8 protein-coding genes and 1 pseudogene are annotated in these 6763 nt (G+C 44.4%); 4 read left to right on the top strand and 5 right to left on the bottom strand.

Annotation, left to right across the window (positions count from 1 at the left end; genetic code table 11):
- Positions 1-525: 525 nt before the first annotated feature.
- The 3 genes and pseudogenes from ABIE27_RS04470 to ABIE27_RS04460 all read left to right on the top strand — a co-directional run bounded on the left by ABIE27_RS04470 (position 526) and on the right by ABIE27_RS04460 (position 1810).
- Positions 526-792, top strand: a complete 267-nt coding sequence (locus tag ABIE27_RS04470) for a CD3324 family protein (RefSeq protein WP_123062220.1) — start codon at positions 526-528, stop codon at positions 790-792.
- 403 nt (positions 793-1195) lie between these two features.
- Positions 1196-1324 (top strand): annotated as a pseudogene (locus tag ABIE27_RS04465) (GNAT family N-acetyltransferase); the annotation flags it as partial.
- Between the two features lie 75 nt (positions 1325-1399).
- Positions 1400-1810 (top strand): GNAT family N-acetyltransferase, encoded by a 411-nt coding sequence (locus ABIE27_RS04460; protein ID WP_240036635.1) that lies wholly within the window; start codon positions 1400-1402, stop codon positions 1808-1810.
- 133 nt (positions 1811-1943) lie between these two features.
- Here the strand turns inward: ABIE27_RS04460 and sigF are convergent, their stop codons facing one another.
- The 4 genes from sigF to ABIE27_RS04440 all read right to left on the bottom strand — a co-directional run bounded on the left by sigF (position 1944) and on the right by ABIE27_RS04440 (position 4784).
- Positions 1944-2699 (bottom strand): RNA polymerase sporulation sigma factor SigF, encoded by a 756-nt coding sequence (sigF, locus tag ABIE27_RS04455; RefSeq protein ID WP_090922432.1) that lies wholly within the window; start codon positions 2697-2699, stop codon positions 1944-1946.
- A gap of 14 nt (positions 2700-2713) precedes the next feature.
- Entirely contained in the window at positions 2714-3169 is a 456-nt protein-coding gene (gene spoIIAB / locus ABIE27_RS04450) for an anti-sigma F factor (RefSeq protein ID WP_123062222.1), read from the bottom strand.
- On the bottom strand, positions 3166-3519 hold the full coding sequence (gene spoIIAA, locus ABIE27_RS04445; RefSeq protein WP_090922436.1) for an anti-sigma F factor antagonist: 354 nt from the start codon (positions 3517-3519) through the stop codon (positions 3166-3168). The genes spoIIAB and spoIIAA overlap by 4 nt, the downstream gene beginning before the upstream one ends.
- Before the next feature lie 143 nt (positions 3520-3662).
- The gene (locus ABIE27_RS04440; RefSeq protein WP_418792761.1) at positions 3663-4784 is read right to left on the bottom strand and encodes a D-alanyl-D-alanine carboxypeptidase family protein; all 1122 of its coding nucleotides are present in this window, start codon (positions 4782-4784) and stop codon (positions 3663-3665) included.
- Between the two features lie 326 nt (positions 4785-5110).
- Here ABIE27_RS04440 and ABIE27_RS04435 point away from each other — a divergent pair, with 326 nt between their 5' ends.
- Entirely contained in the window at positions 5111-5662 is a 552-nt protein-coding gene (locus ABIE27_RS04435; protein WP_123062224.1) for a glutathione peroxidase, read from the top strand.
- A gap of 133 nt (positions 5663-5795) precedes the next feature.
- Here the strand turns inward: ABIE27_RS04435 and ABIE27_RS04430 are convergent, their stop codons facing one another.
- Positions 5796-6620: a purine-nucleoside phosphorylase gene (locus ABIE27_RS04430; protein WP_123062225.1), complete on the bottom strand. Its 825-nt coding sequence runs from the start codon at positions 6618-6620 to the stop codon at positions 5796-5798.
- Between the last annotated feature and the right edge of the window lie 143 nt (positions 6621-6763).

Raw genomic sequence — 6763 nt, 5'->3', positions numbered from 1 at the left:
GCTCGCTTCGCTCCTTTTACCGATTCCATCCCTCCGCTGGCTTGCCTCCCTCTTATTCCAAACGAAATGGAAGAAACTTGCGGGCGGCGGGCAGGGAAAAGAGTGTGGAGGGGGCGCTGGACGCTGCGGGATGGATCGGTGTCGGGCGCTGGTTATCCCCGGATTTCTGATTCTCTCCTTTCCAAGGAGGAAATCCGGTTATAAACGCGCTCGCTTCGCTCCTTTTACCGATTCCATCCCTCCGCTGGCTTGCCTCCCTCTTATTCCAAACGAAATGGAAGAAACTTGCGGGCGGCGGGCAGGAAAGAGCCGATTATTCTAGAAAGTTATGTAAAAGGTTTTTTGAAAGTGAGGTCTGAAATGTTGAGTAAACGTCCCGCATGCTCCATGCAAAGTCTTGATCTATAAACAACGACGGTTGTTTGTATGGAGCTGGAGTAGTAACCGTCTTAATATCCAATTCGGTAATTGTTTATAGGATAGGCTTTGCAACCTTGAATTTTATTTTTAAGGAGCAGAGTGACCATGAAATATGTAAACGCCGATGTCATTTTACCAGAAGAACTATTAATAGAAATACAGAAATATATTCAAGGCAGCATGGTTTACATTCCAATACCTGAAGGCCACAGAAAAAAGTGGGGAGAAAATTCGGGAAGTCGCACATATTTAAGCCAAAGAAACGAGACAATACGTCAACAATATTTCGATGGATTAACGATTGCTGCACTCTCTGAAGAGTATTGTCTTTCCAGCGATAGTATCAAAAAAATTATATATTCAAAAAAGTAAGGCCTATAAATATCACATCATATTTGTATGGTGTGATTTTTTTTGTGCAATAAACTTTTCTAATTATCTTTTATATATTTTTTAAGATGCGCCTTTGCTAAGCTTGAAGAAATAACTTTATAGGAGGAGCGGCTTGTGATTCTAATTACAAAAGCTGAACGACAAGATAAACATATTCTCAAAAATGTAATGACTTAATTCCTTCATGATTTGTCCGAATTTAATCAATACATAGAGATGAATCCCCCGAAATGGTCTATTCGAATTTAATGTACTGGATTGGTTCTTTGAAAAGGAAGGATTAAACACCGTACTTTATACGCTTGCACGATCAAAAAATGAAAGGTTTCAATTTGGTTCAAAGCGGCCCATTCTCTAATCAGGGGAATTTGCTGATTATGTTTTGAATTCATTTTTCATCATGAGAAACTATCGCCGGCAGGGTCTAGGCAGGGCTGCATGCAAAGCGTTGTTCAAACATTTTCTTGGGAGATATGCTGTTGGTCAAATTATAACCAACATTCCTGCAATTCAATTTTGGAAAAATGTGTACACATCATTCGATATAGATTTTTATGAAGAAGAGGAGAACGAAGGAGTCATTATATTGAAGATCATTACAGCAGATCAATCACACTACGAATATATTAAAGAGCAGGACCACCATATTTTAGAGAAGCTGATCCTACCGAAAATTATGGCTGATGAGATCTTTATCATACAGGATGAAGAGCAGAACAATATTGGATGGATTCGGTACAGCTTTTTTTGGGACAACACACCTTTTATGAATATGCTCTGGATTGAAGATGTACATCGAAATGAAGGAATAGGTACGAAGGCGGTTCTTTTTTGGGAAAATGAAATGAAGAAGCAAGGTTTTCCTTTGGTCATGACGTCTACATTAGCAAATGAAGGGGCGCAGCATTTTTATAGGAAATTAGGCTATCGAGATTCAGGGTGTTTGATGCTTGAGGACGAACCTTTAGAAATCTTACTCACCAAAAAACTGAAGTAGCTTTCTCCAAACAAATATTAAAACGACAAATAACCTCATCGCTAATTAACGCGAATTGAGGTTGTTAGTTGTCGTATTATGATGATTCCTCACCCAAACCGATGGATGTAATCAGCCCTGAATCAATCCTGAATCACTGCGCGATTTGATCGCGAATAGATTGCAGTATTTTTTTCTCCAGCCGTGAGACCTGCACCTGGGATATTCCCAGCCTGCTTGCCACTTCCGATTGGGTTTGGTCCCGATAATATCGCAGATAGACGATGAGTCTTTCCCGCTCACTGAGACCGCCAATTGCTTCATTTAGCGCCAGCTTGTCAAACCACTTCTCCTGAGATTCGTCCGCGATCTGATCCATCAGTGTAATCGGATCACCGTCATTCTCGAATACTGTCTCATGAATGGAGGTCGGCGGTTTGTTAGCCTCCTGGGCGAATACCACTTCCTCCGGGGTAACCCCCAGTTCAGCGGCCACTTCCTTAATTGTGGGCAGTCGATCCAGATGTTTGGACAATTCATCCCTCTTCTTGCGAACTTTATTGGCCATCTCTTTCAGCGAACGACTGACCTTCAAGGTTCCATCATCCCGTAGGAAACGCTGAATCTCACCAATAATCATCGGCACCGCATACGTCGAGAATTTCACGTCGTAACTGAGATCGAACTTGTCCACTGACTTGAGCAGGCCGATACAACCAATCTGGAACAGATCCTCCGGTTCATATCCCCTGTTCATAAAACGCTGCACGACGGACCAGACGAGTCTGATGTTGCAGTTCACCAGCGTATCCCGTGATTCATGGTCACCCGACTGACTGAGCGCAATCAGCCGTTTGACCTCGGCATCGTCCAAGTAGGTCTGTGAAGATGGTTTCACTTCAGCATCCATAAGAACACCAACCCCTAATTATACAATGCTTTCTTGGATTCAATCCTTTTTTTCATCTTGATGGAGGTGCCTCTGCCGGGCTCACTGCTGACTTCGAATTCATCCATAAAATTTTCCATGATCGTAAAGCCCATGCCCGACCGCTCAAGTTCGGGTTTGGATGTATACAGCGGCTGTTTGGCTAGATCAAGATCTTCGATGCCTTCACCGCGATCCTCTACAATAATCGTAATCATATCGTCACGAATCTCGGCTTGAATGGTCACAACACCTTCCGGATTGTTATTGTATCCGTGGATGATGCTGTTGGTCACCGCTTCGGAGACAACCGTTTTCAGATCACTAAGCTCGTCCATCGTTGGATCAAGCTGAGAGATAAAAGCTGCAACGGTAACCCGTGCAAACGATTCATTCTCCGACTTGGCCGCAAATTGCAGATTCATGAAATTTGTCCCTGTTCCTTCATTCATGAGACGACCTCCAGACCTGAGAGGGCAGTGCCCTCATTTTCGTATATCGGCATGATCTTGAACAATCCCGACATTTCCAGCAAACGGTATACCGGCGGATTCACATCACAGACGACCATTTTGCCGCCTTTATTTTTGATCAACTTGTATCTTCCCAAAATAACACCTAGGCCTGAACTGTCCATAAATTCGAGGTCTTTCAAACTCAGCACCAGATGTTCACATTGTCTGCGCTGTATCGCTTCATCCATCTGCATACGTACCATGTCAGCTGTATGGTGATCCAGCTCCCCGGATAATCGCACAATCAAAATCCCGCGGTGATGCTCCATGTCCACATTCAAATTCACGTTTGCCCACTCTCCTCCCTGTCTTAGAACAAGGTTTTCTACGTTGCCAAAGGCTTTTCCTGCCCCCCGACAAAACTAGAAGAAAACCCCTATTTAACTACAAAAACCGTTCCAGTCCCAGGGAGAATGGCGCTTCCTGCCGCTTAATCAAACAAGTTCGAGGTTGTACGCTTGAACAGCTTCCACCAGCCTGCCTTACCCACGTCTTGCGGAGCCTGAATATCAAACTCTTTAATTACCTCGTTGCCTTGATATACGACGAGTTTACCTACACTCTGACCAGCCTTAATTGGAGCCTTCACTTCTTTGGCTACAATCAGCTCATGCCGGATATCTGTCGACTTCGCTCCTTTACGCATCAGAACACTGTAGTTTTGCGCAGCATTCAGCGGCATCTCCGCGACATCACCTTTTTCAATCTTCAGACTGCCCAGCAGATCACCTGCTTTGTACAGTGCCTTCATCGTGTATTGTGCAAATGCATAATCAAACATGGAGGATACTTCACTGTTCCGGGTTTTTGTATTCGGCTCGCCAAGGACTACCGCAACGACACGCAGCCCATCTTTAGAAGCTGTAGCCGACAGACAGAATTTCGCTTCGGATGTGTACCCCGTTTTCAAGCCGTCTGCGCCTTGATAGAAACGTACCAGTTTGTTTGTATTTACGAGCCAGAACGGCTTCTCGGAATCTTTACGCAAGTAGTCCTGATATGCACCCGTGTACTTCGTAATCCCCTGATGTTTTAGCAGTTCGCGGCTCATCACCGCGATATCGTGCGCAGAGGAATAATGATTATCCACCGGCAGACCGTTCGCGTTGGCAAAACGTGTATCCTTCATGCCCAGCTCCTGCGCACGCTCGTTCATCATCTGTACAAAAGCCTCTTCCGAGCCAGCAAGCTTCTCGGCCATCGCGACAGATGCATCATTGCCGGAGGCCATGGCAATGCCTTTTAACATGTCATCCACGCTCATCTCTTCCCCAGGCTCCAGAAAAATCTGTGAGCCCCCCATAGACGCCGCATATTCACTCGTTCTTACCTTATCCGTTAACTTCAGTTTGCCTGAACTAATCGCTTCCATGGTAAGTAACATGGTCATAATTTTCGTTATGCTCGCCGGAGGCAGCTGATCATGACTGTTTTTCTCATAAATAACAGTTCCCGTATCTGCATCCATCAGAATGGCTGAACGTGCTGATGGAGCCAAATCCGCCCCGCCAGCAGCCTTGGGTGTTTCCTCAGCCAAAGCAGAAGATGCCATTACGGGCAGCAGCATACAAAGGGTCATGAACGATGCCATTATTCTTTTTTTCACTAGGTTCCCTCCTCAAATGAATAGCGCGGTGGTAAGTCCTCGCATGTACTGCTATCCATTGTCGGCGGGTTTGAAGTAAATTATTCCAATCTCAGCAGGTTTTCCCTAACTTTTTATCTGAAGATACACTAAAGTGCAGCGAACACAAGTCCATGAAAGATTAATTATAGGATTTTCCTATGTAAGTTATCATTTATATATATTTCTCCTATGGGCGATGTCGGCTTATGATGTATATGTCACAATTGAAATAACGTAGGAGGATGATTCAGATGTCTTTTTATGATAATAAAGTCCATTTCATAGATGGCAGGTTAGCTGATCTAACCACATACCGAGGAAATGTACTCCTTGTTGTAAACACAGCCAGTAAGTGCAGCTATTCTCGTCAATTTGACACACTTCAACAGCTGTACGAAAAGTACCATCGTTATGGTTTCGAAATTCTTGCATTTCCGTGTAACCAGTTTAACGAGAAGGAACCAGGGGACAATTCGGAAGTGAAAACTCATTGTGAAAATCAAATGAAGCTAACGTTCCCGTTATTTGAAAAAATTGAAGTCAGGGGGCTACACGCTCATCCTATCTTTCGGTTTTTAACCAATCAAGCACCGTTTCTAGGCTTTGACACTGAAACGGCTAGCGGGGAATGGATGGACCATTTTCTAAAAGAAAAATTCCCTTATATCTACAAGGGTGATGGGATCAAGTGGAACTTCACTAAATTTTTGATCGATCAGAACGGTCAGGTGCGAGGAAGATTTGAGACAACGACAGAACCATTTGACATTGAGCCAAGCATTAGATCATTGCTTTCCATGTAAATGCATATAATCATTCTCATATTTCATTTTATAAAAAAAGAAACAACCCATTGAGCAAACATCATTCAATGAATTGTTCCTTATTCAATCCGTCAAACTAAAGATTTGGAACTGTTCAATCTTCAGTTCCTCATTACATCTTAGGAATGACCGCCAGTACGAGCGCCAAGAAAGCTTCTCGTACACGCTCCGTCGTTTCCATTACCTCGTCATGAGACAAAGGCTGATCCAAGATACCCGCTGCCATGTTACTGATGCAAGAAATGCCGAGCACTTCAATGCCCGCATGGCGAGCTACGATCACTTCAGAAACGGTGGACATCCCTACTGCATCGGCACCGAGAGTACGAAGCATTCTGATCTCTGCTGGAGTTTCGTAGTTAGGGCCAAGCAGACCTGCATACACACCTTCTTGCACATTAAAACCTTGAGTTGCTGCCGTATCCTTGGCAAGTGCACGAAGACGACGGCTGTAGGCTTCGGATAAATCGGGGAAGCGTACGCCAAGCGCGGCATCATTCGGACCAATTAACGGGTTTTTGCCTGTCATATTCAAATGATCAGAGATAAGCATCAAGTCGCCCGCTTGATAAGAAGTATTTACGCCGCCCGCTGCATTCGTTACTAGCAGACTGCTTACGCCCAGCGCTTTCATGACACGTACCGGGAATGCCGTCAATTCTGGGCCGTATCCTTCGTACATATGAAAGCGGCCTTTCATCATTACAACCGGACGACCTTGGATCGTGCCAAGCAACAGTTCGCCTTCATGTCCTTCTACAGTGGACACCGGGAAATGTGGAATATCCTGATACGCAATGTTGACGCCATCTTCAATTAGTTCAGCCAGAACGCCGAGACCTGACCCGAGAATCAAACCGACCTCCGGCTTGATGGAGCTTTTGCTTTGAATATAAGATGCTGCCTCTGCAATCATCTGTTGGTTTAGTGTTGTCATGAGATGTTGTTCCTCCTTGAGTAGTAACGAACCGTTTATGATGTAGCAGGGTTGTCATGCCTACACCTGTGTTGGCGTAAAAAATCAGAAATTTAACATGCAACCCGCATATGTAGAAAGAACGGCGTTGGTTGATTTGAAAT

Origin of the sequence: Paenibacillus sp. 4624 (genome assembly GCF_050435065.1) — a bacterium.
Taxonomy (GTDB): domain Bacteria; phylum Bacillota; class Bacilli; order Paenibacillales; family Paenibacillaceae; genus Paenibacillus; species Paenibacillus amylolyticus_D.
This window is presented reverse-complemented; position numbering and strand designations above follow the sequence as displayed.